Here is a 25932-nt window from a genome sequence, read left to right on the forward strand (position 1 = left end):
TGTGAGAAAATAGAGTGCGCCCAAGGTATAATCCCTTCGATAATTTACCATGGTAATTTCCCTTGAAATTAGATATGAAATTTATATTGGAATTTACTTTAAATGCCTTGTTATCTCTAATTGATATTATTTTTTATTTTTAAATTGAAACAACAGAACTAAAAAGCAAAAAGTCTCCAAAGTCCCAACATGAACAATTCATGCCGGGACTGTTTTAACCTGGTATTAATATGGGTGCCCCCTCGTCCCTTTTGTCCCAGCATTTTTTATAAGTCTACAATAGATTGAACCAATCAATCCTCTTTTGCAGACTCATTTAACTCTGCTTCAATTTCTTCAACTGTCGGTAAACTGCCTTTCAAATCCGTGAGAATTGATTTAGACAAGGTATATTCTGAAACACCTATAGGTGCACTAATGTTTCGCAATGCATATTCTGCAATGACTTTATTTTTTGATTTACATAGCAAGATTCCAATCGTTTGGTTATCTCCAGGCTTTCTTAATTGATCATCAACAGCTGCAAGGTAAAAACCCAACTGTCCTGTATGTTCAGGTTTAAATTTTGTATTTTTCAATTCGATAACCACAAAGGCTCGTAACTCGAGATGGTAAAATAGTAGATCAACAAAAAATTCCTGATCATCAAACGTCAAGGGCACTTGAGAACCAACAAAGGCAAAACCTTGACCGAGCTCAATAAGAAAGTCGCGTATATGCGTAATTAATGCATTTTCAATAGAGCGTTCATGAGCATTGCCTTGAATGGTCAGAAAGTCAAAGTTATAGGGATCTTTTAATATTTCATTGGCTAAATCGGATTGTAATTCGAGTAAGTGCTTGTGGTAATTGGAGGTTTTATTGTTGGCAATCGCTTGGCGCTCATATAAACCGCTCTCGATTTGCATTTCAAGAATGGTTCGTGACCAACTATTTTTTATAGTTTGTTCAGCATACCATTCTCGCTTAGACTCTTCTTTAACCATCTGCATCAAGCGCACAATGTGCCCCCAAGGCAATTGCGAAACGGGCTGTTTCGCAAATTCAATTTGAGGATACAGCTGGGCAAACCGTCGCATGTATTCAAGATTTCTTTTAGAAAACCCCTGCATTTCAGCGAATGCTTGTCTCATATCATGTGAGAATTGCTCAAGAAAATGCGAACCCCATTGATGGTTTTTTTGTTTCTCGATCAAATCAGGCCAAGCTCCCAATAAAACTTAATCAACTCACTATTCGCAGCCAGTGCTGCGCGGATCTGAGCCGTCTGTAACCTTGTTTTGATATCGGTTAAAAAATGTTTGTAATCTTGGTTTAAACGTAATACGTCATCTTGAACCTTAATTTCTTTACTCATGAACTGCTCCTTGTGGTTGGATTGTTATTAGTGTTGCGGATGGTTGGACACCCATGCACTTTAAAAAATAATCGGTAATTTGTTGCATTGGTTTTCTCAACCGTTCAACGTCGGTCACGATATATCCAGCAGTAATATCGCCGTTCATTTTATGGTTCATCAAACGCTTTAAAGCATAAGCTGAGATATCCAATCCCTCAGCAATGGTAATAAACGTTCGTCTTAAATCATGAACTGTAAAATGATTTACCTTGTGAATCTTCATATTGACCAGCCGCAAAATTGAAAAGGGCGCGCAGTAGACGCATGGCTAAATTGGCGTAAGCCTCTCCATGTTCTTGCCCTAATTTTTTATGATGTTTTGCAACACTATCTTTGGTGATGCCAAGAAGGGGTTTATTAACCCAGCCTGCAAATCCTGTGGCTAATACCTTTTTGTAATTATAAAGAGTATTGTGCTTTAACGATTTACGGACATGGATGTAATCATTGAATACATCGTTTAAGGTGATTTGACGCATTTTTTCAGCACGCTTTTCGGCAACTGGATCCATTCCTGTCGCAATTTGCCCAAGTAGTTTTTGGGCTTCCTTTCTTGCCATCTCAACTGTCAGTTCAGGATAACGGCCTAAATTCGAGACAGTTTATTTTTTATCAGTTTTTCAACAAAAAAAGCCTTAGTTCCACCGGAGGTAACTCGGATACCAAATCCCTTCATTGCGTCATCGTAATATCGCTTTTGTGCCGTTCTTCCCTGAGTCGTTGAAACAGGCAAAGGTAGTTTATCAACGGCTGATTTTGTTATTTTCATTTTCCCTCTTATTCAAACGCGTACACTGCTTTGCGGTGCGATATTTTCGCATGAGTAGGCGATGTAATCGCTGTTTAAAGTAATAAAGTGCGGCAATGACAGGCTGCTTTTGCAAATAACGTTCTCGTTTATTTAATCGTTTTACCGTCAGATTATTGGGATTGGTTCTCAATGCGGCCAACAGACCTCGTTGATATTTCATTTCAGGGTCAATCTGCTGATAAGTCTGCAAACAGAATTGATTCAATAAACGAATTACATAAAAGCGAGCGGCAACAATCATGGCATTGGGAAAGTAACGCCTGATTAGCTTGCGGTAACTGGAGCTTAAGTCAATACAGACTACCTGTACTTTTGAAGCAGAAGCAAAAGAACAGTTTATTCAGCGTATCATCCACAACAATGCTACTGCTACTCACGACATTAGGTCTAATAAATTTGACCTGGAGCAGGCAAAACAAAAAAGTCGCAATGCCATGTCAGCAATGAGTTTTGATGATGGCTTACAAGCAATGCTTGTAGCACAAATGCTGTCTATTCATGAATTACAACAACGAACAATGGCATATGCTAATGCATGTGATGACTTGGAGCTAAAGAAGTATTGCACTAGTACAACAGTAAAATTGGCTAATTGCTTTGTTCAGCAAGCAAATATCCTTGCAAAGCTACAGGGGGTTGGGGGTCAAAAAATCAGAGGTAAAACTCGTTCCCATATTCATGGAGTTGCTAAGGGCTCAGGAGCACCGCGTTGTAATGCCAATGCTTTAAAACATGGCGGAACAACTGCTAAGGTTAAAGCATTTCGGATTGAAATTAGAGGTATTGTTCAGCATAGAAAGAAGCCTATTAACGAATTTAGCTAGTTAAATACAGGCGTCTAGGCGTTAGTTTAAAAATGAGCTTTTATCTGACCTGAGCTTCGCATTCAGGCCAAATAAAAGAAATTGTGAAATTAGTGCAATCCCAAATGTGCAGAGGCTTCACTCAAAATATCTAAGCCTGCTTTATTTGCTCCTTCTGCCATTTTTTGTTGGTTAGCAAGGCTAAAAAATAATACATGATGCGCATGAGAGCTTTTAAAGCTTTCTTCGGAAAAAGAAGGGCGACCTTGCAGTTCATTTAGTTGTGCCTCTACTATCATTCCTATCATTGAGAACCATTGCAATGGGTGTCGTAATAAGCTCATATCCGCTCCCTCTGGGATTTGACCTAATAGCATAAATGTAGATAATTCACTTAATTGAAGCTCATTTTTTAAGAAAATATAAGAAGGATGATTGTTGATAAGTTTTAAAAATAACTGCTTAGGGGTTAAAGTAATTTGAGATTTTTTAATTTCCTCTTCAAATGTATTTTTAATTAAGAGTATTCTTTCTAACTGCGCTCCTACCGCTGCAGATGAAAAAAGTTTTTTCTGGTGGTGATAAGCAAGTAAACGTTCAGGATTTAGGGAATCGATGGTTTTTTCTATAACTTCCTTGGTGAATGGAACATTTGCTTGTGGTAAACCAGCTAACCATAAACGGATAGGAAATACATTTTCAACATCTTTTTCAGTTATGCTTGCGAGATTCGTTCCATTTGCAAGAGGAATTTTTTTTGTAATATTGTAATTGTCTTCCGGCATAATCCTTTCGTGATCGATGCTATGAAGTATTACTGAATCATTTGAACCATCGGTAAATAGGGTATTTCCAGGATTGGCGTCTTGAGAGCCTAAGATAAGATGTAATAAGAAATTTTCTTGAAATGAAGGAAGGCTAATTTTTTGTACTATATTTTTAGCTTGGACACGCTGTTGTCTTTTCTGTGATTCTGTTAGGCCACCAAGAACAAGTTGCCCCGGCAGAACTACAGGCTCATTAAATAATTGTGTATAAACTTGTAGTCCATCTAAGGCATTAGGTATAAGTTTTTGGACATGTAATAACTTAAATTGTTCTTCTTTTTGCGCTTTAGTTCGATAAGCTGCAGTTTTTAAATTAAATACGAATTTTGCAACTGCGTTTTGTACTCCAGGACTATTTGTTATATTTCTTTCAGGCGACTCCTCTCTTCTCTCATCTATTAATTCTCTTATTTTTTGTCGTGAAAGAACTAAACCTGTGTTAGGTATAGAAGGCTCATTCTCATAGTCGTGTAATACATCTGTTCCAGTAATCGTATTCGATGGAATCAAGCCTCCAAATCCGAGAATCTCAGCCATTTCACGAGCTGCCACTTCCGAAAGACCATCTTTAGCTGCAACAGTTTTTACATATAATTGATTGGATTCGCTTGTTGCTTTAACTGCAGAATTACGGCGATAGATGTCATTTGAAGCTTTGGTGATATTTAATGTATCTTCAGTCTCGAAAAGAAGCGGTGTATCTGCTGCGGCTTTTTTCATTTTTGGCGTATCATGAGGGAGATTTAAATGAGCTCCTGCAAGCAATTCTTCAGGGCAAACTACACGGCGGTTTAGATATAAATCAATTTCTTCTTTTAAAGCTTCATCAGTAGTTTCTGCCTTAAGCTGTGTTAATCGCTGATTTTGTCTGTTATAGAAAAAATTAGAGAGTTGAGTAAACAAAGCAATTGTCCCACCTACAATTAGAGGAAGTGCGACAACCAGCCCCCATAATGGTGGAAAAAATACAGCTGCTGGAATAAGGAGCAGGGAAATTACTAAGGATACTAAGGAAGCTCTAAAGTAATGTCGATTATTTAACTGAAAACAGAAATGCCAAAAACGATTGTATTGAAACACTATTATCCCTTCTAAAGATTTGGATCAGATTAAAATGCGCGATATTTTATCAGAAGTGCTTAATAAAACAAAAGCCATCTTTGATAAACAGGTGTAACGGATTTCTTTCTCATAGCATGCCACTTTAAAATACAATACCACTCTGACATCAATTGGCCTTTCGGCGAACCAATTCAATTACGACATACAAAAAGAAATAGACGAATTATTAGAAAGGAATAAAGTCATTAAGAACAACTGAGGGAATAGATAATTTAACCCATATGTTTTGCACTTTTTATAAAATCAATGTGGCAGACACCATTGATTAATATTTTATCATCATGCAAGTAAATTCACATAAACATGTTATCCGATATCTCAGAGACAAAGCGGATATTTTGGGACTAGCGCGTCATTACCAGGTTTTAGCCGTCCCCACCCTGGGTCATGAATTTGGGACATATTGGACTCAGTTCATTAGTGTGATTTGACGTTTTTTTCAGCACACTTTTCGGCAACCGGATCAATTCCTGTCGCAATTTGCCCAAGCAATTTTTGAGCTTCCTTTCTTGCCATTTCAACTGTGAGTTTAGGATAACGACCTAAGGTAATGCGAGACAGTTTATTTTTTATCAGTTTTTCAACAAAGAAGGCTTTTGTACCACTGGAAGTAACTCTGACACCAAATCCCTTCATAGCATCATCGTAATAATGTTTTTGTGCTGACTTACCAGGAGTCATTGAAACGGGTATTGGTAATTTATCGACGACTGGTTTCGTGATCTTCATCTTGCGATCACCCCCTTCTATAACTGTTATTTTCAATAACAATTACTAGGATTGTTCTAATTTAGAATAGCATCAAATCTATAGTATCTTCTTCATTTTCCTGTAAAGGTACATTTGAGAAAGTATTAATTAAGCTTCTGAATATATGTATTAAAGAGACAATAGGAATCATGGCAATAGTTAATGCTATAGCCAGCGAATGTCTTAACACTTCGAGAGGAATTGCAATTGCCCAAGCGATTCCATTAATAATGGGTGTATTTTTTCTTTCTTCTAACCAGGTATCAGCAATTAACTTACGTGCTACCAATGGAAAAATTAAAAAATCCAATGCGCCTTTGACCCCTGTTTTACGAGTATAAACAGCATGGATTTCGGAACCTACGATTACAGGGATCAGATAGGGACGAAAAAAAACTGTCATTATTTGCTCAAACAAATTTTTTTGAGAAGCGGGAGGTGGATGATCATAATGATCTCCGACCAAACATGCATATGTTGCATCGATAGTTTCATACCAGCATAAATCTCTATTCCACTGTAATTGGATAAATTCCTGAGTTAACAGATCTGGTATTTCCTCAGACATTAATACATGCAGCAAAGGCTTGTTTCGATAGTTAATACCTGATGACTTGGACAAAGGATTTAGCGCTTTAAAAAAATGAGGCATAACGCTTTATTGTTTAATTTATTGATAAAATGAGAAAATTATAGCAATCATTTCTAATAGATACTATATCTCAATTACTGCTTGCTAATGAATGAAAAAAATTAAATTAGATGTAAAATTGGAGGCAATTGAATTTATTTAGCAATTATTTACCCATATTGATAAGCACAGTTCTTTTAATGCCAAGCCAAGCGATCACAATACATCTGAAGAAATGCTTGTAGTTAAGGCTTTTAAGTCAAATTCTATCTTGTTCTAACTTCATCACGTTTAATACAATATTTAATCCATATGCTACACTAAATATAGTTTTGAGTTTATTGCGTAGTTCGGTGGGTAATCAGTTGCAGTTTTTAAAATATACTGAAAAATTAATATAAAGAAGATCAATTATTACATAGGTGAACAGCAAATTTTAAATTACGGAGAATAGTATGAAAATAAAAGGAATTAGAAGAGCTTTTATATCTACGTTCTTGATGTCAACTTTAATCGCAGCATCTTCATTTGCCAGTTCTGAAGAAAGCGCCGTTAATAAAATAAATGCGGTTATTTCTCCCAAAATCTTTGAAAAGGCAAAACATAATGAAAACTGGAAGTTCGCATTCATGACCGGTAAAGATGCTCAGGTTGTTTTCATGAATATCACCCCCAAAACGAACCCCAACAATGAGATTGGGATGGAAACTCATAAATTTGATCAGGTCATATTTGTTGTTGAGGGGCAGGCTAAATCGGTTCTCAATGGAAAAAATTCAACCGTTACAGCAGGTGATATGATCTTTGTCCCTCAAGGGATTCCTCATAATTTTATTAATCTTAATGCAAAAAAACCATTTAAAATAATTAGCATCTATTCAGCTACTGATATTCCTGAAAAAGCGGTATATAAACACAAATCGGATATGCCACGAGATTGACCTGGTGGCATTTCGCCCCAGACCTGTTTTTCATAGGAGGTTTGCCGTTTATGCAACATAAAGAACATCATCGAATCGAACGAATTGGCTGGTTGCGTGCGGCCGTATTGGGCGCAAACGATGGTATTATATCTACAGCGAGCTTGTTGATTGGTGTTGCTGCGGCTCACACGCCATATAATGGTATACTTATAGCCGGGATTGCCGGATTAATTGCTGGTGCCATGTCAATGGCTGCGGGTGAGTATATATCCGTAAGCTCTCAAGCAGATACAGAAAAATCTGCGCTACAACGTGAAAAGAGAGAACTTGAGGCAAGTTTACCGAATGAAATAGAAGAGCTAACCACCATATACATCAATCGGGGATTAGAACCCGGCCTTGCCAAAGAAGTTGTAAAGCAATTGATGGCTAAGGATGCTTTAGGTACACATGCTCGAGACGAGCTTGGTATTACAGAAATATCGAGTGCACGTCCGCTGCAGGCAGCAATGTTTTCGGCCTGCAGCTTTACTTTTGGTTCATTATTACCTCTATTAATCATATTTATTGTTCCCAGCACCTATCTTATTCTAACCATATCCGTGATGACGGTTCTATTTTTGGCATTACTCGGAGGGGTTGCGGCACAGGTTGGGGGCGCTCGAATCATATTAGGATCAGTGCGGGTTGTGGTTTGGGGGACACTGGCGATGGTTGTGAGTGCAGGTATTGGTTCACTGTTGGGAATAGCGGTATAGATTAATTCTGGGGTCACCCATTCGAGTCTCGTCCGAAGAGCCGATTTTGGCTAACTCTTAAGAGTATTTTTTTCTTCTTTACTTTTCTCATCAGAACATTGACTATCGATTTCTTGAATTTTCTCTTGTAAATTGGAGCGCCAAATACTGTTTTTAATCAGTCGACCATGTGTTTGCTTGGTCTCTTCCTTTCGTGTTTGCCACTCTTTCTGCCAGTTTTTGTCTTCCCAAAAAGGAGTAACAGGCTTTAATGTAGTTACATCAGAATTTGTTTCAAGACTTACAAACTTAACTGTATTTAAAGCAACTTTAGAAAATTCAGGGCCAAATTCTGTTGCTAATTTATAGACTCTTCGTAGTTCTGTAAGCGTGACCCATTTATCGGTAGGATCGTACTCTCTTTCAGCAATTTGTTTTGGGTCATAACTCGCATCACTTTTCCCCACTACAAAAATTAAAGGAACTATCGGTTTGCCTTCTTTTTGCTTCTTATAATTTTCAACAATTAAGTCGTTAAGAATAAACTTAAAATAATTATACATAGAATAGGGATTATTTTTGCTTAGGTCTGCATTTTTGGTATCGTAATTATCAGAATGAACCGCTTTCATCTCATCATTTTGATTGATGGCTTCACAGAGCTTTTTATAGTCATATTTGCCAAAACCAAATACAACAACTTCGGAACTCTCACCACATAGTTCTCTTATTGATTGTCGATCAACTTTCATATTTATCAAACAAAAAGTTAGATTAATATAATTATAGACTAATTATTAATCTATTTTTGTTGAAAGGCCTTTCTAACACCTCGCTATTCTTAGTAATTATTTTTCTTCTTCAGGCTTTTTATACCGCCACATTCAGTGTTGGAATCGATCTTTTCTGCGCTCCTGCATGCCCCATGCAGATGACAATAAATGAACTTCGTCTCACAACAAAAAACACAGTTGACTTTTTTTGAGCATTTTGGTCTACTGACTTTGATTCAACGACTTCATCGTTGCGTCAAAGAAGTACATAAGGAAGGATACAATTGCTTAGAATATTGCTGTTAGTAGAGATACCCCTAACTGTTGCATGTTCTCCCTATCAAAAAAAATAAAAATCAAGAGCCCTGTCTGTTTATGGAAATTTAAACTAATGACACTCAAAGCTGTTGTACCTATGGAAATTTGAAGAGTACCGTCTTCCATTAAAAAGCGGAATCTTAATAAAAACCAATCAATTGATTTTGGAAGCAAGTCGCTGTGGATAGAAGATGGAAGCAAGAGATTAAGGATAGACAAAATGATGTCGAAAATTAGACTATTTAAACCATTACCTCAGAGAAATACCACATCTGTGATTAAAGAAGTGCATGCTGAAAATAAACCAAGCCTTCTCAAAGGCTCTTATACTGGTCAGCGATGGCGACACAAAAGCATGGAAAAAACCTTGGATTGGATCACTGATTTAAAAAGATCAGAGGAATTACACAAGCAAGCACAATCTAATTTAAACCTATGGGCCAAAAAGAAATCAGCTTCTCCAAAGTTAGTTGAAGTAGTTCATAAGGATTGGGGGCTTGCAGCGCTTGAAGCAACCAAAAAATATGGCGTACCTTATTCGGTACTCAATATGGCAAATCCGCAGTTTCCTGGAGGCGCTGCCCTGGAGGGCGGAAGTGCCCAAGAGGAAAATATTTGGCATCGAAGTACCTGTGCTCAATCTTTATTAGACAATATGATTTATCTAGATGAGAAAGCCAAGGCATTTTGCTACCGTGACCCAGCAAGAATGCTTTTAGAAGCCAAGATAAAAATGACTGCGGAAGAACTTGAGGCATTAAAAAATCACAGTGGCGAAACAGACTCCCAAGGATATAAAGTATTTTTTAGCCCAGAATCCAGGGTCTGTTTCAGAGGGCCTGAAATAGCGTTTCCTACTGATCCTGAAGACTTTACACCAGCACACTATATTGCAGATAGTGACTTGAGTTACGCCTTTCTTCCTGAGTCAGATATTTTCCCATTTTATGAATTAAGATCAGCAGCGCCGCAACTTTCTTCCACACCCCACGCCTTGGATCTTGAAACCAAGGAACAATATATAGCGGATCTAAGAAGACGCATCGCCGCCCAACTCGATACATTAATTCTTGCAAAACAGCCCAATGCAATTTTAGGCGCCTGGGGTTGTGGGGAATTTAAAAATGATCCTGAAATAGTTGCCAAGGTATATAGTGAAGAAATTGAGAAACGAGCCCATTTCTTCGACCATCTTGTGTTCCCAATAATTAATACAGGATCACACAATAACTATGCCATATTTAATCAGCAACTCACGGGCATAAAACTTGGAAATCCACGTTCTGTTGGTTCAGATTTAAGCCTTGATTAAATGATTGTATGACATATCAAAAACCGTTTTAAAGGCTTGTCCCATCCAAACCGCTAAATGTTCAAGGACTGAAACTTTAGCGGTGTTTTCCTTATATCTGCCTTAATTCAAGCTACACTTGTTATATAACCTTATTTAAGGAAATAGTAAGAATGAGTAGCAAAGCACCCGTTGTAATTGGTGACGTGAAAATTAAGCCGGGTTACCGCAAAACTGTTTTATTACCCATGCCCAAATTATATGACTGGACGCCAATCAGTTTGCCAATACATGTCATTAACGGCGTGGAAGAAGGCCCCTCGTTATGCATTACTGCAGCCATTCATGGGGATGAAATCAATGGAGTTGAGATCATCAGACGCTTCTTGAAAAAAAAGGGATTAAAAAATATCAAAGGAAATGTCATTGCGATTCCTATTGTCAATGTATACGGTTTTCTATACCAGGAACGATACTTAATGGATCGAAGAGACTTAAATCGATCGTTTCCAGGCAGTTCAAATGGTTCACTTGCCTCCATTCTGGCTGAAATTATCAGCAAGCAAATTTTATCTCAATCAACTCACGCGATTGATTTACACACCGGCTCCAATCATCGCTTTAATTTACCTCAAATTAGAGCAAATCTTGATATGCCAGGTGTTGAAGATCTGGCTCTTGCTTTTAATGTTCCAGTCATTCTGCATTCAACATTCAGAGATGGTTCCATGCGAGAATATGCGAATGAGCAAGGTATTCCTATTTTGGTATATGAAGCAGGAGAGTCTTTGCGTTTTGATGAGTTATCCATCAGAACGGGTATTAATGGTATTTTGAGTGTTATGGGAGCCTTAGGAATGGTGCAACCGGGACGATACAGAGTAAAAAAATGTACCCCTACTGTATCCAGGAACAGTTATTGGATAAGAGCTCCTATAAGCGGCATTTTAAGACACATTAAAAAATCAGGAGATCGGGTCACCAAAGGACAAGTAATTGCGATTATCGCCAATCCAACCAGTACGGAAGAATACAAATTAAAATCACCTCTTTCTGGCATTATTATTGGTGAAAATATGCTGCCGCTTGTGCATTCAGGACAGGCCTTGTTTCATATCGCCAGCTTTGAAAAATTAACGGTTGTTGAAGAGCAGCTGGGTAATTTGCAAGAAGCATTTGATCTGAGTGATTATGAAGAGTGACTACCTCAAAAATAATCCAGCCACAATCGTAATAATGCAGTGACCGCTTGGGGTGATTCCATAGGTGCCATATGGCCAGAATCCTCAATAATCGCCAATTTTGCATTGGGAATTTTGTCTGCCAACTCGGTATGAACGGCCAGAGAAAAATTTTTATCCTGGCGTGCATGAATGACTAAAGTAGGCATCGCAAGTGATGCAAGGAACGAGCTACATTCTTCGCGAGCTAACAGGATTTTTTGCTGAGAAAGAAAGGCCTGTTGGCCAACACTTAGAAACATGGAACGCACTTCCACCTTAACGCGGTCATCGTACACATAATGATCTGCAAGTGCCGCAGCAACTGTCTGAAAATTGCCCTGCTCAACTTTTTGTATCATTTCTATTCTGTTTTGATGTTTTTCTTCGGAGTCTTGTTGCGCAGAAGTATTCAATAAGCATAATTTTAAAATGCGCTCCGGAGCCCTCCTGGCAAGTTCCAACGCCAACCATCCACCCATCGAATGTCCTGCCAGAAAAAACCTCCCTTCAACATGGTTTAACACCCTTTGGAGCAAATCCTCAGTAGTGTTGCCATGTACCAAGGGAATGGTTTGACAACTCACCAGATCTTGCAAATGATGTGTTTGATAAGCCCATACGCGATGATCCGACAAAACACCTGGTAAAAAAACCAATGTTTTTTTTGACACCATAATCCCTCATTAAGAAAAAAGTTTTTGTAAATCGGAACACCAAACATGTTGGCATTGATCATTCATTACAGATAATATCAATAAAAAAAGAGAAAAACAGTGGATAAAATTATCCCTTTTTAATCCTAATGAAGGTTGTGTTTATGGCCAATAAATCTCTGGATACTTATTTAAGCTTATGCACCCAGGTCTATGATCTGAGTAAGCCGCATCCGCCACAGGATGCCTGGAATTTTTATTTGAGTTATGCAAATGAGACCGAAGGGCCTATATTAGAGCCCATGTGCGGTACGGGACGTTTTCTGCTTCCTCTGTTGACGGAAGGGTTTGCGATTGAAGGATTTGATGCCAGCCAATCGATGCTGGATGCGCTACACGCCAAAGCAAAAGCACAACAGTTAGACCCCAAGGTCTGGCATGGGTATCTTGAAGAGCTCAGCCAGGCAAAGCAATATGGACTCATCTTTATTCCGAGCGGTTCATTTGGCTTAATCATTGATATAGAGGTGATTAAACAATCGCTAAAGGTTATTTATCATCATTTAAAAGAAGGGGGTGTTTTCGTGTTTGAAACGGAAACCTCAAATGCTGTGCCTAAAGAATTGGGTATTTGGCGTGGTTCGCGTTGGCATCATGCCGATGGACAAACTATTTTGCTCAGTCAGCTGGCCCTGCTTGAAGAATCCCTTTGTTATTCGATTGGCAAATATGAGTTAATTGAGGCAAATCAACTCATTAAAACGGAAATCGAGGAATATAAGATTCGTCTTTATGATGACCCATCTCTTTTACTCGACTTACTTCAGGATACGGGTTTTAGAGAAATTCGTTTGCTCAAAGCATTTGATAGGACCGCATCGCCTGACAGACAGGATGAGACAATTCTCTATGAATGCAGAAAATGATTCAGCGCTTCGTTGGGCGCAAAACTACCTGAATCAACAGGGTTATTCCATACAAGGAGCGTCTAAATTAATACAAAACACCTCCTGGGCCAAGGTATATCAATTGGCCACAACAAGAGGCTATTTGTATTTAAAACAAATCCCAGAAGCATTTGCTATTGAGCCTGATTTATTATTATACCTGCGGAGTTTTTTCCCTGCCCTGGTGCCGGAAGTACTTGCCCACAATCCAGATTTGCGCTGTTTTTTGATGAGTGACCGAGGAACACCACTTAAAAAACAATTGGCCATCAACGTTCAGCTTGATTTAGCCAGAGAAGCTCTTAAATCCTATGTGGTAATCCAAACGGGACTTATAAGCCAAATTGATTCGCTACTGGCACTTGGAGTACCTGATTGGCGTTTGGCGAAGCTCCCTGATTTATATTTAAAATTATTGGATGACGCCGAGTTTTTGATCCAAGATGGTTTCACCTCAAATGAGCAGCAACATCTCATCTCGCATCACTCCAGGTTTGCAGCGCTTTGTCAGCAGCTTGCCCAGTATTCTATTCCAGAAACAATAGAACATAGTGATTTTCACGAAAATAATATCCTCTATCAAGCACAACATCTTACAATTATTGATTGGGGTGAAAGTGTTCTTTCTCATCCTTTTTTTTCTTTAATTTCTTTTTTGATGAACATGATGCACACTCATCAAATGAACGAGCAAAATAAAATCTATAGTCAATTACGTGATAGCTATTTGGGTCATTGGCATGCTTTTGAATCTCAGGAACGCTTGTTGAATGCATTTGCTTTGGCAAAACGTTTAAGCCCAATCAAATACTGCTTAAGTTTTTATCGGTTGACTCAATGTCCAGGATGGGAGGCTGGCAAACGTCATCAAGGGCGGATAGCACATGGGTTACGTACATTCATCCAGTCTGAGACAAAACAATACGCTCATTCCCATAATAAAACATAACGTATGCCTGGTTGAAGCAAAGCGTGTCTCCCCCGGGCTTGCTGCCATCATGTGCGGGCTACAATCTGGTTTCTTAACCTGAAGATTTTTTATCACTTATAGCACAGCTTTTTCCGCCATTTTTCGAGTCTATCAGTCCTGGTAATCAGCAAATCAGCGCGATAAAGGGTAAAGATAAACCTCTAACAATATCAGTACAAACGGGCGTGATCTCGAATTAGTGTCTTGTCTAAGTCAACGATTCCAGTCCGTCGCTGCTCTTTACATCACCATATTGATAAGTAGAATCCATTTGTTTATTGATTAATCGTTCACCCCAGGAATCCCATGCAAGACAAACTTGAGTTTAAGAAATTACCCCAGGAAATAAATGATGCTATAGCTCGGTTTTTACCAACAAAAGATTTGCTTAATCAGGTTTTAGTCTCAAAGACTGGCAGTGCCCCTTTTTTTCAACCGTCGCTCGAAGTGCGCCGTTTTTTACATCATGTTGTTTGTGGGGAGCATGAGAAGGTTAAATCCATGCTTGAGAAGGACATCCATTTACTTTATAAAAAAGGAGAGGTAACGGATTGCTCAGGCCGGAGCTTCGAGTCTATCAGTGGCTTTGAATATGCACTCTGGGCCTTGGATAAAGACATGTGGGCACTGATGCTTGAGTGCATACCCAAAAATGAAGAGGGTAAAGAGATAATTGCAAGATTATTGACTCAATATAAGAAGCTAGAAACACAGGGCGTTTCCTACAGCCTAAATGGCAAAACCATCACGGGGGAAAAGCATTTTGATTTTGAGGAGACGATCATCAAGGAGTGGAATATCCAAATTGATTCTATCAATGCACCAGAGCCAAAGGATTGGAATGCCATTAATGAGCAATGGAGAAAAGGGGTAGGCTATGCACAAAGGTTGTTACCTGTTCATGTTGTTCATTGGTATTGCTGTGAAATACCTTTTAGTCCTACTCCAAAATTTGGTGAGCAGCACCCCTCGCCTACAAAAAAATTTTATACCTGGATCACCGAAAAATGCGAAGCTTGGTTTCATAAAGATTCTAAGTTAGGCCAAGATTTTGCGATATATAAAGGCTCGCGTCGCGGGGCTCATGCGAGCGGACACAGCGCGCCCCGCCGGGCGGGCGGATGGAGCGATTTAACCGCCATGAAGGCCTTATGTGAAGTAAGAACAAATGATTTTATCAATCTTAACCAGCAGCTTGAAGAGCAACTATTGGTGGAGAATCAGGCCCAAGCCGCGCAAATTTGATTGATTAAGAGCAACCAAAGCAATCCCTGTGTCCTTGGTGTTATCCAGGGTTCGCGTTTCTGGATATTGGAAGCCTAGGAAATGAAATCTTTTTTGACTGACTTAGGTTAGTAAATACCATCAATTACTCTATCAAAGTTACGATTAAGATTACTCATTTTCTATGAAATTCGAATCGATGAGATACCCCTAAGAATGAGAGGTATCTCTTTTTAGATTTTATTAAATTACTGCGGAGTAAGGGCTGGAGCTTCATTCTCAGCTTCTTCTTTCTCTGTAACAGAAAAAAAGTTAGGCTTTTTTTGTTTGTTTCTTTCTTTTAAAATTCGATCAGCATAACCGGTCCATGGGCATTGGCTAATTAGCGCATCTTGATAAGCAACACGCTCTTCTCCCTTGTAGGCGTCGGGATCATCCGAAGTAAGTCGGCCGTCTGGGCCTGTATAAAATATTGATAACTGGCGCTTTAAGCGTGGTAATGTCAGTTCCTTGTGCGGTCTTCCTATATTATTTCGTAGCATTGATGCCTCCTTTATTCTATTTCCTGAAATAGAAGTCCATAGTTTCCCTCAAACGTTATAACAAATCCAGAGCGATGAAACAATACGATTCAATTTGATCAATAATAAAATTACTGGCAAAATAAAATTCATTTTGTTGCTCTAATCCAGATTATTTTATTTAGATATCATTAAAAATTGTAAAAATTTATAGATGCATTTGGATTGAATCATTTTAATAATTTTGAAGATCAATCTATCATTAGGCGACATATAAAAAAGAGCCCTGCAAAGACCTCTGATTTGGGACGCATAGAAACATCAAAAGAAAACTGCACCTCTATTGTTCCTCAAGGACGTTTTCTTTATTTTTGCAAATGCCTGAGGATGTGGATGAGCAGCCTGCGCCAAACCGCAGGCTTTCGAGAGTGTCTAAGGTTATGCTCGAGCATAGCCCAAAATATGCTGTGTAATTTCCACCGGCAAATTGTGCTGTTGAGCAACGTTTTCCAGGAGTTTTTCTTTTATGCTTTGATGGTAAATATTATAAATCATTACGAAAAGTGACTTGGCTCTATTTGTCTCCCAATTTTCCCCCTGTAACCCAAGTTTCCGCAATCGTGCTAATAGGGATATTTTATCATTATCATTGATGTTGGCAGCATACTTCATAATCAGGTAACGAGCCATATAGGGACTGTCATGATCCAAATGTGCTATCAAATGATGGATAACATTGATACGTTCAGACTCATTGAGAATAGGCATTAACTCTTCTAATAATCGATAGTTTTTAACACAGTCGAGATGAATTAGAAGATTATTTAATGTCTCTTCGAGAGCAGGAAAATGCTGTTCAGCAGACAACCAGTCTCTTAAAGTAAAAAGTGCTTTTAAACGCTGAGCCTGTTCATTTTTTTTAGTGTTTGGTATGGTTCCAATTAAATCAAGCATAAATTTGGTTTTTTGTTCGGGCGTTAACCAATGCTGTAGTGCCGCGATGGATTGGTAGAGCGCTTGCCAAAGATCCGTATCGGTAGTGTTCTTTATTGTATCAATTAAAGCAGAGCTAATACTTCGCTTTAATTCGGATTTTTGTGTCGTGCTAAATTGACACAAGGCCCCACAGGCAGCAATTTGAAAATTACGATGTTTGGTTTTTAATTTAATAACGTCAATAAGAATGGGAACCACCGTTTCATAGACAGGCAGCGGATTTCTTTTTTGCTCTTCCTTAATGAAGTTGATAATGCTTACTTTGACTATTTTCTTTTTTTGGGGATTTTTTAAATAAGTAATTAGGGATTCAGCAACAGCGGTACGTTTTTGGGGGTTGAGCATCGCTTGTAGTTTTATAAGTGCTGCAATAGCATCGCATTTCAGGCCGGGAGCTCCTTTTTTATGAATAAGAGCAAGCAATCCATCATTTACAGCCTCACAGGTGGCCTCGTCTAAGCCCGCGGAGAGATGCGCTATCAGTTTTAAAGCAAAAGGCTTCTTGCTTCGGTGATAATATTTTGCCTTTTGATTAATTAAATCAAACAAATCTTGAATTGCTTTGATTTTGTATTCATCAGATAAATGCCAATGCAAGTGATTCAGTGTTTTTGTTGCTGTTGAGATAGTCTCATAATATTGCTCCTTATCCATCACAAGAACCATGAGATCATCAAAAAATCGGGTCTGCATTTCCATTTTCTCAGTAACAGTACCCATTAAGGCAGCGATAATGGTAATCGAATTAATTATTGCCTGACTCTTCCACTGTAAAAAAGTCTTCCGTGTATCAAATAGCTCGGGCATGAATTCCATAATCATTTGAGAACGTGCATGTTCAATAAGTTGTTTTTGTTTCTCTGGAGACATCATTTCAATGAGTTTAGAAAAATGTTCGTTAATCGGTTTTGAAATAGTTTCCCAACCATGATAACGGATAAAACTCTTAAATAAGTCATAGCATAGGTTTTCCCGTGAGGTGCGAGTCATATTGTCGCCGAATTTTATGAACGTATCGCAAAAATCATTAAAATGACTACGCGGAGGCGAGCTGTCTTTATTATAACGTAACAAGCGGACTATTTTTGCAAGCACATCGTCTTGTATGTCTGGGGGTAGGGGTACGTGTAATTGGTTGAACGACTTGCAAAGAAGGCCACTTAGTGCAACATCAGATACCTGTAAAAATTCTTGGCTAAGAGATGCCATCAACATCGATTGGCAATCGGGGGAAGCGAGCTCACTATACTTATTAATATCATTAAGCATATTAAATGTACCTGTTCTTGATCCGAGCTTTTGCAGGAAGTCTCTGTGATTGAGTAAGGCACTAATACAAAAATCAATGGGTTTATAGAAAATCCTACCCTCCATTAATTTATTTATGGTTTGTGAGATTGGGTATGCCAGTTCATAATTATCATGTGCCAAAAGAAAAGCCAGGTTCTCCACAATTTCTTCTTTCGATGCGGGAGAAATCCAGGCTGTCAATTGCTCCAGTCCAGATATCAAGCTCCTTCTGTCTTCACTATTCATCCATTTTCTTTTTAGTCCGGCCAGGGCGTTTAGGGTAAATAATTGCTGAAATGAGGACGTATTCTCAGGCATCCAGCTTTGAACGGCGGATAATTTTTCAAAACTTCTTTTTCTGGCATCACCAGTGCTATAACTCATTTCAACCAGTAAAGGGGCCACCCAATCCCCATAAGTAATAACATCCCAGAGATTGTGAACCTGTAACTGCTTGGCTAGCTCTTCAGAGAGACCATCAGTATAGTGCCTGTACAAAGAAAAAAAAGCGCATAGTATTTGTGTAGCGCCTTGTTTTATATCCAACTTCTCAGGATGTAAATTCAGATATTTCAGTAAATAATAAATGGCAGTATCACCCGTACGATCTGATGCAAGTTCAGGATTTAATAACTTCAAGCAATGTTTGGCGAGAATGAGATCTGTTTTACGGCCGGGTAGATCAAAAAAAGAGGAAGAGAGAAGATGGGTATTTATTTTATTTATATAGTCCTCTAATAATCTAATTAGGACTTGACTTGCGTCTGTTACTATTTGCTCACAATGAATTGCCAGTATAGTTTCGGCCGCTATTTCATATTCTTTTTGTAGTTCATGCCCCTCTTCAGAATCAGAATCCAGATCGTCGAAGTATTTTGAGAGTTTGGCAAGCAATTTTTCACTCGTTCGAAAGAATTTTTTGACTGGTTCTTGTATGTCATTTTCTCCCTCCTCATGCATCCCATGCTTCTCCTCTTTACGAAATAATCACGAAATGAAAGAGCCTAACTAGATTGATTGGCAAATGCAATCGGAATCCACTCGAATGACCTTCAAGTGTTCCAGTTTTCAGTTCTTCAACATTTAAGCAGTACCCTAACTATTTAAGGGTCTGAAAAATAACCCACATGCATTGTTCTTTTCCTGTTTTAATGATCACAAAGCCATTTTTTGTGCGACATGAAGATTTTTTATAATTTAACCTGTTTGCTTCAATGGCCTTATATTAATTAATTCATTTTTTTCATTTTTTTTTCACTGCAAAACAAAAACCTTGCAAATTGTCTATAATTATTCTGTCCCGATAATAAAAGTGACAGTTTTGGCTTCATCTTATTTAAAGAAAGAATGAAATTGTATTTTGAACTTCAACCATGAGGACAAGCAAAATGGATCTAAGTAAACGTATCGAACCTAAAACCTGGGCTTTCATAGAAAAAATCCAGAAAGCTGGGGGTAAACCGCTTTATGATCTTCCGGTACAAGAAGGAAGGGCAATCTTTGACAAATTACAAGAATTGCCTTTAGAGAAAGAAAAACCCGAAGTGGATATTGAAGATCGTTTTATTCAGCATGCGAATGGCAAATTAAACATTCGGATTGTTCGTCCTAAAGGCTCAAAGGAAAAACTTCCAGTAGTTATGTTCTACCATGGAGCAGGTTGGGTTTTTGGTGATTGGCAAACTCATGGTCGTCTTGTCCGTGAACTAGCGGTTGGCGCACAGGCTGCAATTGTATTTGTCAATTATTCTTTAGCACCTGAAGCACAATATCCAACGCAAATTGAAGAAGATTATACCGCATTGAAATATGTTGCGGAGCATGGTAAAGAATTAAATCTGGATACTTCTCGTTTAGCTGTTGCAGGTGATAGTGTAGGTGGCAATATGGCCGCAGTAATGACGCTTCTTGCAAAACAACGCGGTGGTCCAAAAATTGATTACCAAGTACTTATTTATCCTGTGACCGATGCAAATTTTGAAAATGATTCCTACAAAGAATTTGCCGATGGACCATGGCTTACCAAAAAAGCAATGGAATGGTTTTGGGATAATTATTTACCTGATAAATCAAAAAGAAATGAAATAACAGCCTGCCCCTTGCGAGCAACTACTGAGCAACTGAAAGGATTACCCCCTGCGCTCGTCATCAACGGTGAATGTGATGTATTGCGAGATGAGGGTGAAGCTTATGAGCACAAGCTTAATGCCGCGGGTGTGCCTGTAACTGGGATTCGTCATCATGGCACAATTCATGATTTTTTGATGTTAAATGAGCTAGCCGATACTCCAGCCTGCCGCAATGCCATTGAAACAATTAATAGTCATTTACGTATGCTTTTTGCCCACAAGCACTAACCCATACCGCGTGAGGGATACTGCACTAGAATAGTATCCCTTTTATTTTTGATTAAGACAGTTCAAGATCGGATAGTGCTTTTTTATTTTCAGAACCGCTTTTTTTAATTCCTGTAAATAAAGGCTCCTGATATCCTCCTGGAACCCCATTTTTGGAAAAAACAATTTGCCATAACTGGTTGGTGCGTGCACGAAAACTACCGGCGCATGCCAATAAATAATAACGCCACATCCGATAAAAACGCTCGTCATATTGTTCTTTTAATCGGTCCCAATTTTGTTCAAAATGTTCATGCCAAGCCATTAAGGTATGATCATAATAAGCACCAAAGTTGACCCAGTTTTCCATGATAAATACTCCTTCCGAAGCATGGCTGATTTGCGCCATGGAGGGAATCATGCCGTTAGGGAAAATATATTTGTTAATCCAGGGGTCCGATGTTGTTTGAGTCAAATCACCGCCAATAGTATGTAACAAAAACAAACCATTGTCTTTGAGACAATCGCGAGCCTTTTTCATATAGGTGCGGTAATTTCGATAACCGACATGTTCAAACATCCCTAAAGAAACCACGCGATCAAATTGTTCATTAACATCACGATAATCCTGAAAGCGAATTTCAACGGGTAGGCCGGAACAATTCTGTTTTGCATACTCAAATTGTTCTTTGGATATGGTGATGCCGACAACGTTAACTCCATAGTGTTCCGCAGCATATTTTGCAAGCGCACCAAAGCCACAACCTATATCTAATACTCGCATCCCGGGTTCAAGTTTTAATTTCTGGCAGCTCAATTCCAATTTATTTAATTGTGCGGTTTCCAGATCATTCGCGTTCTTCCAATAACCGCACGTATAATTCATGCGACTATCCAACATGGACTTAAATAAATCATTTCCCAAATCATAATGTCTTCTACCCACTTCCAGGGCACGTGTTTTAGATTGATGGTTAATCAGCTTAAGCCAAATTAATTTTGGCCATAGCCATTTGTCGGATTTAATTTTTTGATCGAGTTGCGCCTGAAGAACACGGGTAAAAAATTGATCGAGACGTTGACAATCCCACCATCCATCCATATAGGACTCACCAAGTGCCAATGAGCCACCGTTAAAAATACGTGGGTAAAATGCTTCATTTTTGATTTGAATATCCCAGGCTTCGCCCCCATTAGGCGTAATTCCGGCTGAATGCAAAAGGTCCGTTACAATTTCTTTAATCTGTTGATTCATTGGTAGACTCATCCCTTTGTACTACACGCGTCAAGAAAATATTTAGTGAGTAATGATTAGCAAACGATATTACCCTACTTATCCTATAACCCCAAATAGCAAAAGTACTCATACACTATGCATTCACAATGCATCTATTGCAAACAATTATAATCAAAAATATCCAGGATAAACCTATAATTTATTCGATGATACATTTTGATTAAACTCATGCTCCTCAATTAGAAATAATAAACGAATTATAAAAATCAAGGCATTATGAATTACCTTATCATCAAGGGAGTAATTCACAGAACTTACGATTGCTAAACGAGCAATGGCATCCGGGTAGAGACAAAGCGATAACCCGGACCCATTAAAAAACATCATCAGATTTTATTAATAACCACCCGTAGCGCTTGCAATTTTAAAGTGGTACTGTGAATAAATTCCTCACTATCAACAAGCTGCTTTTTGTAAAAAGCAATTTCATCCTCACGTATCGAGGGATTAACGCTTTTTAACGCCTCAAGTCGATTTACTTCTTGAGAGATAGTTTGTTTCATCTGTCCAGTAGCCTCTCCCAATATCTCTTGTAGTTGTGATTCAGCTACTTTTTTACTTTGCGCCAATATATTCTCGAGCTCCACATGAATCTGCTGAATGATTGGGTATCCTAAATGACGTTTCACAGGCTGGCACATTTGATTCAATTGCGTGTAATCCAAGATTTTGGAAAGGTTTTTCCCTGATACATCCATGAGCACACGAATTGGTGTAAGCGGTAAAAAACGGTCCAATTGCAAATATTTTGGCGCAACACAATTGGCTGTGAAAAAGGATTCCAAAAACAATGTTCCTGGTTTAATACTTTTAATAGAAATAGTCGCTAAAGTTGCATTACCCAGCTCAGAATCCAGGATCATTTCCATCGACTCACTGACCATAGGATGTTCCCAGCTTAAGAATTCAACATCCTCACGCACCAGTGCTTTGGCGCGCGAATAAGTTACCGTAACCCCATCTTCTTTTAGCCCAGGAAAATGGCTTGTTTTCATATGATCCGTAGGCCGCAATATTTCCGAAAATTCAGAATGGTATTCATGATCGATGCCATATTCCTGAAACACTTGTGCCATATAATTTTCCAAGCCCAAACAATTTTCCTCTGCTTCAATAGCCGCAATCAATGCCTCTGCTTCCGATGTATTGCAGGAATTTAACTCCAACAACCGATCTCGTCCTTCATGCAGTGCCTGATTAATTTGTTCCGCACGTGTTTTTGTTTGGGCAATCAGCTGTTCTAGTTTTTCCTTATTTGTATCTACCGTATCAAGAATTGGAAGTAACTGCTCTTCAAATTCTTCATAGAGGGTAAAACCAACAGAGCAACTCTTGGTAAATAGGTTAATCCCTTCGTGATACCAGCGAAACAATTTCTCTTGTACGGTATTCATCAGATAAGGAACATAAATTTCAATAGCATGCCGCTGACCTATGCGATCAAGTCGACCAATGCGTTGTTCCAGTAAATCGGGGTTTAATGGCAGATCAAACAAGACTAGATGATGAGCAAATTGAAAGTTTCGACCTTCACTTCCTATTTCAGAACAAATAAGCGCCTGAGCACCATTTTCTTGTTCAGCAAAATAAGCGGCGGCCCGATCTCGTTCAATAATCGATAGTCCTTCATGAAAAGAAGAACTGCGAATCCCTATTTTTACTTTTAAATACTGATCCAATGCAGTTGCGGTGTTTGCCTTGGCGCAAATAACCAGCACCTTTTCGGGATACACTTCATTGATTTTGTTTGCTAGCCACCTTACTCGCGGATCCTGTTCAAGCCACAACTCTTTCGCCACCAGTTGTTCGGGATAAAGTTTTCTTTGGCCTTTTTGTTCATCAAGAGCAGAATAAATCGCCGGACACTCCAACGGATTGGCATGTACTCGCCGCTCAGGAAAACCCTGAATCGCAGCACGCGTATTACGAAATAGAACACGACCTGTTCCATGTCGGTCAAGCAGATCTTTAATGATCTGATTCACACTCAAACCGGCTATTTCTCCCAAATAGGTTTCTAATTGAGACTTGTGCTCTGCATTCAAGGCTTCCGTTGATGTTTGCTCCTCATATGTCATCAACTCTTGTACCAGTTTATTGATTTTCTGGTACCCTTCTTCTTCTTTTTTAAACGCAGAAAAATCATAAAATCGAGAAGGATCAAGCAGCCTTAATCGAGCAAAATGACTCGCAATTCCCGCTTGTTCCGGTGTTGCAGTGAGAAGCAACAAGCCTTTGCTTTGGTTGGCTAATTCTTCAATACATTCATATTCAGGACTCTGTTCTTCCTCGGACCAATGCAAATGATGCGCTTCATCGACAATCAACAAATCCCACTGGCTACTAAGCGCATGTTGGCGTGCTTTTTCATTTTCCATGAGGAAATCCAGACTGCATAACACCAATTGCTGATGTTCAAAAAGATTCTCTTGTGTTGTACCGATCTGCATCCCTTCTTCTTCATCTAACTCATAAACCAGTTCATAGCGTTCGGCATCAATGATCGAGAAATACAAATTAAAACGGCGAATCATCTCGACAAGCCATTGATGAATCAAAGTTTGTGGTACCACGATCAATACTCGATTAGCCCGGCCAGTACATAATTGATAATGGAGAACCATGCCTGCTTCTATGGTCTTACCAAGCCCTACTTCATCGGCAAGCAGAACCCTCGGGGCATAGCGCTGTGCTACTTCCCGGGCTATATAAACCTGATGTTTGAGATGGCTGGTTCGTGAACCCAATAATCCCCTAACCATAGATTGCTGAAGTCTACTTACATGATTCAGGGTATCGATTCTCAACTTAAATGTATTTAACTTATCAAGCAATCCACTAAAAAGTCTTTGCTCTGGAGTATTGAGTTTGATAAAACAATCGAGGGAAAGCTCACTGATGCGCTGCTCATTACCCTCCTCATCAACTCCTGTATAAAAAAGCAATCCTTGTCGCTCTTCAACTTGCGTAATATGCATTTTTTGTTGGTTAGACGTAATTACTTCTTCACCTACTTTATAAATAATACGACTCAGTGGAGCACTATCTGTAGAATAAATTCGTTCCTCGCCAGCCGCTGGAAAACTTAAACTCACTTGTCTGCCATTCAGATCAATAATGATACCTAAACCCAGTTGTGTTTCAGTGTTACTTATCCAGCGTTGGCCAATATTAAAAGTCATAAAAAAATCATCTTTAATTGTTAAGTGTGGATAAAATAATCAAAAATTTAAATAAACTCAACTTGACTTGTATTCTTTTTTTGAATAGCATGGCTCGGTTTTAAACAAACTGAGGGGCACACCATGGAATATAAACGCGATAGAAACATTGAGCAAGACTCAGAATACTCACGCACCCAAGATCAATATTACTATCCAAGAACAAAATTTTCACATTCACAACCAAAAAAAGTCTTTCTTGGAAAAGAACCTTCAATCTTTGATGCATGCTTAGGCACACCAAGAGAAAAGGAGGGAGCCCGAGCTGCATTTAAAGGCAACGCTATGGGATTTTATTCAGAGGCTCAAAGAGTTCTCCCTGGTTTCTTCGCCCCCTTGAGAAATAAAAAGGAATTCGCTACTCTCGCAGCTGCTCCGATTGTTTCTCCTGTTATTCTAGTTATTGCTAGTGCCGCATCAGCAATCGCAGCTGCCGGAGCCGCATTAACTGCTTTGGGAAGTTTAGTTTTTGCTGCAGGAGCAGGGTTACATAGTTTACGCAAACCCGAAGCAAAAGAAACGACTCAAGAAGCGCTTATGGTTGCTGCGAAAGCCGGTATTGTTGCTGCTGCTTGTGCTGCGATTACAATTGCTGCTGCTTTATTAGCCGTTGTTTTGACTCCAGTAGCTTTGACATATTTTGTTACTCGCTCTGGTGCAACCGTTGTTAATGCAACTTCTAAGTGCATTTCTACTTGTTCCTCTAAAGAAAATGCAGAAAAAGAAGAAAACGAAGAAAGTAGCAATCATGGCTATGTAAGGGTGCAATAAGTTTACTGATTTAAAGTTGGGCTATAAAGCCCAACCTATCATTTGTAAAAAAATTTTTTTAACTCGCTCAATAATACCTGTTTGCTGAGTCAAATCCC

The 25932-nt window shown here is 38.8% G+C and carries 20 protein-coding genes and 3 pseudogenes; 10 read left to right on the forward strand and 13 right to left on the reverse strand.

Going from position 1 to position 25932, the window contains the following annotated elements; all coding sequences use genetic code 11:
* Positions 1 to 293: 293 nt before the first annotated feature.
* The 4 genes and pseudogenes from BW930_RS05285 to BW930_RS05295 all read right to left on the reverse strand — a co-directional run.
* Positions 294 to 1196, reverse strand: coding sequence for a PDDEXK nuclease domain-containing protein (locus BW930_RS05285; protein ID WP_238587911.1), 903 nt, complete (start codon positions 1194 to 1196; stop codon positions 294 to 296).
* Positions 1193 to 1357 carry a DUF1016 N-terminal domain-containing protein gene (locus BW930_RS17265; protein WP_139325578.1) on the reverse strand — a complete coding sequence of 55 codons (165 nt, stop codon included), beginning with the start codon at positions 1355 to 1357 and terminating at the stop codon, positions 1193 to 1195. The genes BW930_RS05285 and BW930_RS17265 overlap by 4 nt, the downstream gene beginning before the upstream one ends.
* Positions 1350 to 2168, reverse strand: a pseudogene (locus BW930_RS05290) (Arm DNA-binding domain-containing protein). Before BW930_RS05290 ends, BW930_RS17265 begins: the two are co-directional and overlap by 8 nt.
* 13 nt (positions 2169 to 2181) lie before the next feature.
* A pseudogene (locus BW930_RS05295) lies at positions 2182 to 2523 on the reverse strand (transposase); the annotation flags it as partial.
* Positions 2524 to 2644: 121 nt separating this feature from the next.
* On the opposite strand from BW930_RS05295, the gene BW930_RS05300 reads away from it, so the two are divergent.
* Positions 2645 to 3034 carry a hypothetical protein gene (locus tag BW930_RS05300; RefSeq protein ID WP_058469345.1) on the forward strand — a complete coding sequence of 130 codons (390 nt, stop codon included), beginning with the start codon at positions 2645 to 2647 and terminating at the stop codon, positions 3032 to 3034.
* 89 nt (positions 3035 to 3123) lie between these two features.
* Here the strand turns inward: BW930_RS05300 and BW930_RS05305 are convergent, their stop codons facing one another.
* From BW930_RS05305 to BW930_RS05315, 3 genes and pseudogenes are all read right to left on the reverse strand, one after another.
* Positions 3124 to 4920 (reverse strand): hypothetical protein, encoded by a 1797-nt coding sequence (locus BW930_RS05305; RefSeq protein WP_058469344.1) that lies wholly within the window; start codon positions 4918 to 4920, stop codon positions 3124 to 3126.
* Between the two features lie 483 nt (positions 4921 to 5403).
* Positions 5404 to 5691, reverse strand: a pseudogene (locus tag BW930_RS05310) (Arm DNA-binding domain-containing protein); the annotation flags it as partial.
* Between the two features lie 61 nt (positions 5692 to 5752).
* Entirely contained in the window at positions 5753 to 6364 is a 612-nt protein-coding gene (locus tag BW930_RS05315) for a hypothetical protein (protein WP_058469342.1), read from the reverse strand.
* A 434-nt stretch (positions 6365 to 6798) separates the two neighbouring features.
* Between BW930_RS05315 and BW930_RS05320 the strand changes: the two genes are divergently transcribed.
* On the forward strand, positions 6799 to 7284 hold the full coding sequence (locus BW930_RS05320) for a cupin domain-containing protein (RefSeq protein WP_058469341.1): 486 nt from the start codon (positions 6799 to 6801) through the stop codon (positions 7282 to 7284).
* Positions 7285 to 7334: 50 nt separating this feature from the next.
* Positions 7335 to 8024, forward strand: a complete 690-nt coding sequence (locus tag BW930_RS05325) for a VIT1/CCC1 transporter family protein (protein WP_058469340.1) — start codon at positions 7335 to 7337, stop codon at positions 8022 to 8024.
* 50 nt (positions 8025 to 8074) lie between these two features.
* On the opposite strand, the gene BW930_RS05330 is transcribed toward BW930_RS05325, so the two are convergent.
* Positions 8075 to 8755, reverse strand: coding sequence for a hypothetical protein (locus BW930_RS05330; protein ID WP_058469339.1), 681 nt, complete (start codon positions 8753 to 8755; stop codon positions 8075 to 8077).
* Positions 8756 to 9314: 559 nt separating this feature from the next.
* Here BW930_RS05330 and BW930_RS05335 point away from each other — a divergent pair.
* Together BW930_RS05335 and BW930_RS05340 are read left to right on the forward strand one after the other, a co-directional pair.
* Complete coding sequence (locus BW930_RS05335; protein ID WP_058469338.1) at positions 9315 to 10406, forward strand: poly(ADP-ribose) glycohydrolase domain-containing protein; 1092 nt, start codon at positions 9315 to 9317, stop codon at positions 10404 to 10406.
* 152 nt (positions 10407 to 10558) lie between these two features.
* Positions 10559 to 11587: a succinylglutamate desuccinylase/aspartoacylase family protein gene (locus tag BW930_RS05340; protein ID WP_058469337.1), complete on the forward strand. Its 1029-nt coding sequence runs from the start codon at positions 10559 to 10561 to the stop codon at positions 11585 to 11587.
* Positions 11588 to 11592: 5 nt separating this feature from the next.
* Here the strand turns inward: BW930_RS05340 and BW930_RS05345 are convergent, their stop codons facing one another.
* Positions 11593 to 12282, reverse strand: coding sequence for an alpha/beta fold hydrolase (locus tag BW930_RS05345; RefSeq protein ID WP_238587910.1), 690 nt, complete (start codon positions 12280 to 12282; stop codon positions 11593 to 11595).
* A 143-nt stretch (positions 12283 to 12425) separates the two neighbouring features.
* On the opposite strand from BW930_RS05345, the gene BW930_RS05350 reads away from it, so the two are divergent.
* From BW930_RS05350 to BW930_RS05360, 3 genes are all read left to right on the forward strand, one after another.
* Positions 12426 to 13187, forward strand: a complete 762-nt coding sequence (locus BW930_RS05350; RefSeq protein ID WP_058469336.1) for a class I SAM-dependent methyltransferase — start codon at positions 12426 to 12428, stop codon at positions 13185 to 13187.
* Entirely contained in the window at positions 13171 to 14157 is a 987-nt protein-coding gene (locus BW930_RS05355; protein WP_058469335.1) for an aminoglycoside phosphotransferase family protein, read from the forward strand. Before BW930_RS05350 ends, BW930_RS05355 begins: the two co-directional genes overlap by 17 nt.
* A gap of 327 nt (positions 14158 to 14484) precedes the next feature.
* Positions 14485 to 15423 (forward strand): hypothetical protein, encoded by a 939-nt coding sequence (locus BW930_RS05360; RefSeq protein WP_058469334.1) that lies wholly within the window; start codon positions 14485 to 14487, stop codon positions 15421 to 15423.
* 227 nt (positions 15424 to 15650) lie between these two features.
* Here the strand turns inward: BW930_RS05360 and BW930_RS05365 are convergent, their stop codons facing one another.
* Positions 15651 to 15944, reverse strand: coding sequence for a hypothetical protein (locus BW930_RS05365; RefSeq protein WP_058469333.1), 294 nt, complete (start codon positions 15942 to 15944; stop codon positions 15651 to 15653).
* Between the two features lie 417 nt (positions 15945 to 16361).
* Complete coding sequence (locus BW930_RS05370) at positions 16362 to 19169, reverse strand: hypothetical protein (RefSeq protein WP_058469332.1); 2808 nt, start codon at positions 19167 to 19169, stop codon at positions 16362 to 16364.
* Positions 19170 to 19597: 428 nt separating this feature from the next.
* Between BW930_RS05370 and BW930_RS05375 the strand changes: the two genes are divergently transcribed.
* Positions 19598 to 20566: an alpha/beta hydrolase gene (locus BW930_RS05375; protein WP_058469331.1), complete on the forward strand. Its 969-nt coding sequence runs from the start codon at positions 19598 to 19600 to the stop codon at positions 20564 to 20566.
* A 52-nt stretch (positions 20567 to 20618) separates the two neighbouring features.
* Here the strand turns inward: BW930_RS05375 and cfa are convergent, their stop codons facing one another.
* Together cfa and rapA are read right to left on the reverse strand one after the other, a co-directional pair.
* Positions 20619 to 21800 carry a cyclopropane fatty acyl phospholipid synthase gene (cfa, locus tag BW930_RS05380; RefSeq protein WP_058469330.1) on the reverse strand — a complete coding sequence of 394 codons (1182 nt, stop codon included), beginning with the start codon at positions 21798 to 21800 and terminating at the stop codon, positions 20619 to 20621.
* A 368-nt stretch (positions 21801 to 22168) separates the two neighbouring features.
* Positions 22169 to 25024 carry an RNA polymerase-associated protein RapA gene (gene rapA / locus BW930_RS05390; RefSeq protein ID WP_058469328.1) on the reverse strand — a complete coding sequence of 952 codons (2856 nt, stop codon included), beginning with the start codon at positions 25022 to 25024 and terminating at the stop codon, positions 22169 to 22171.
* A gap of 123 nt (positions 25025 to 25147) precedes the next feature.
* Here rapA and BW930_RS05395 point away from each other — a divergent pair, with 123 nt between their 5' ends.
* On the forward strand, positions 25148 to 25834 hold the full coding sequence (locus BW930_RS05395; RefSeq protein ID WP_058469327.1) for a hypothetical protein: 687 nt from the start codon (positions 25148 to 25150) through the stop codon (positions 25832 to 25834).
* The last annotated feature ends 98 nt before the right edge of the window (positions 25835 to 25932 follow it).

The organism is Fluoribacter gormanii (assembly GCF_900156395.1).
Taxonomy (GTDB): Bacteria; Pseudomonadota; Gammaproteobacteria; order Legionellales; family Legionellaceae; genus Legionella; species Legionella gormanii.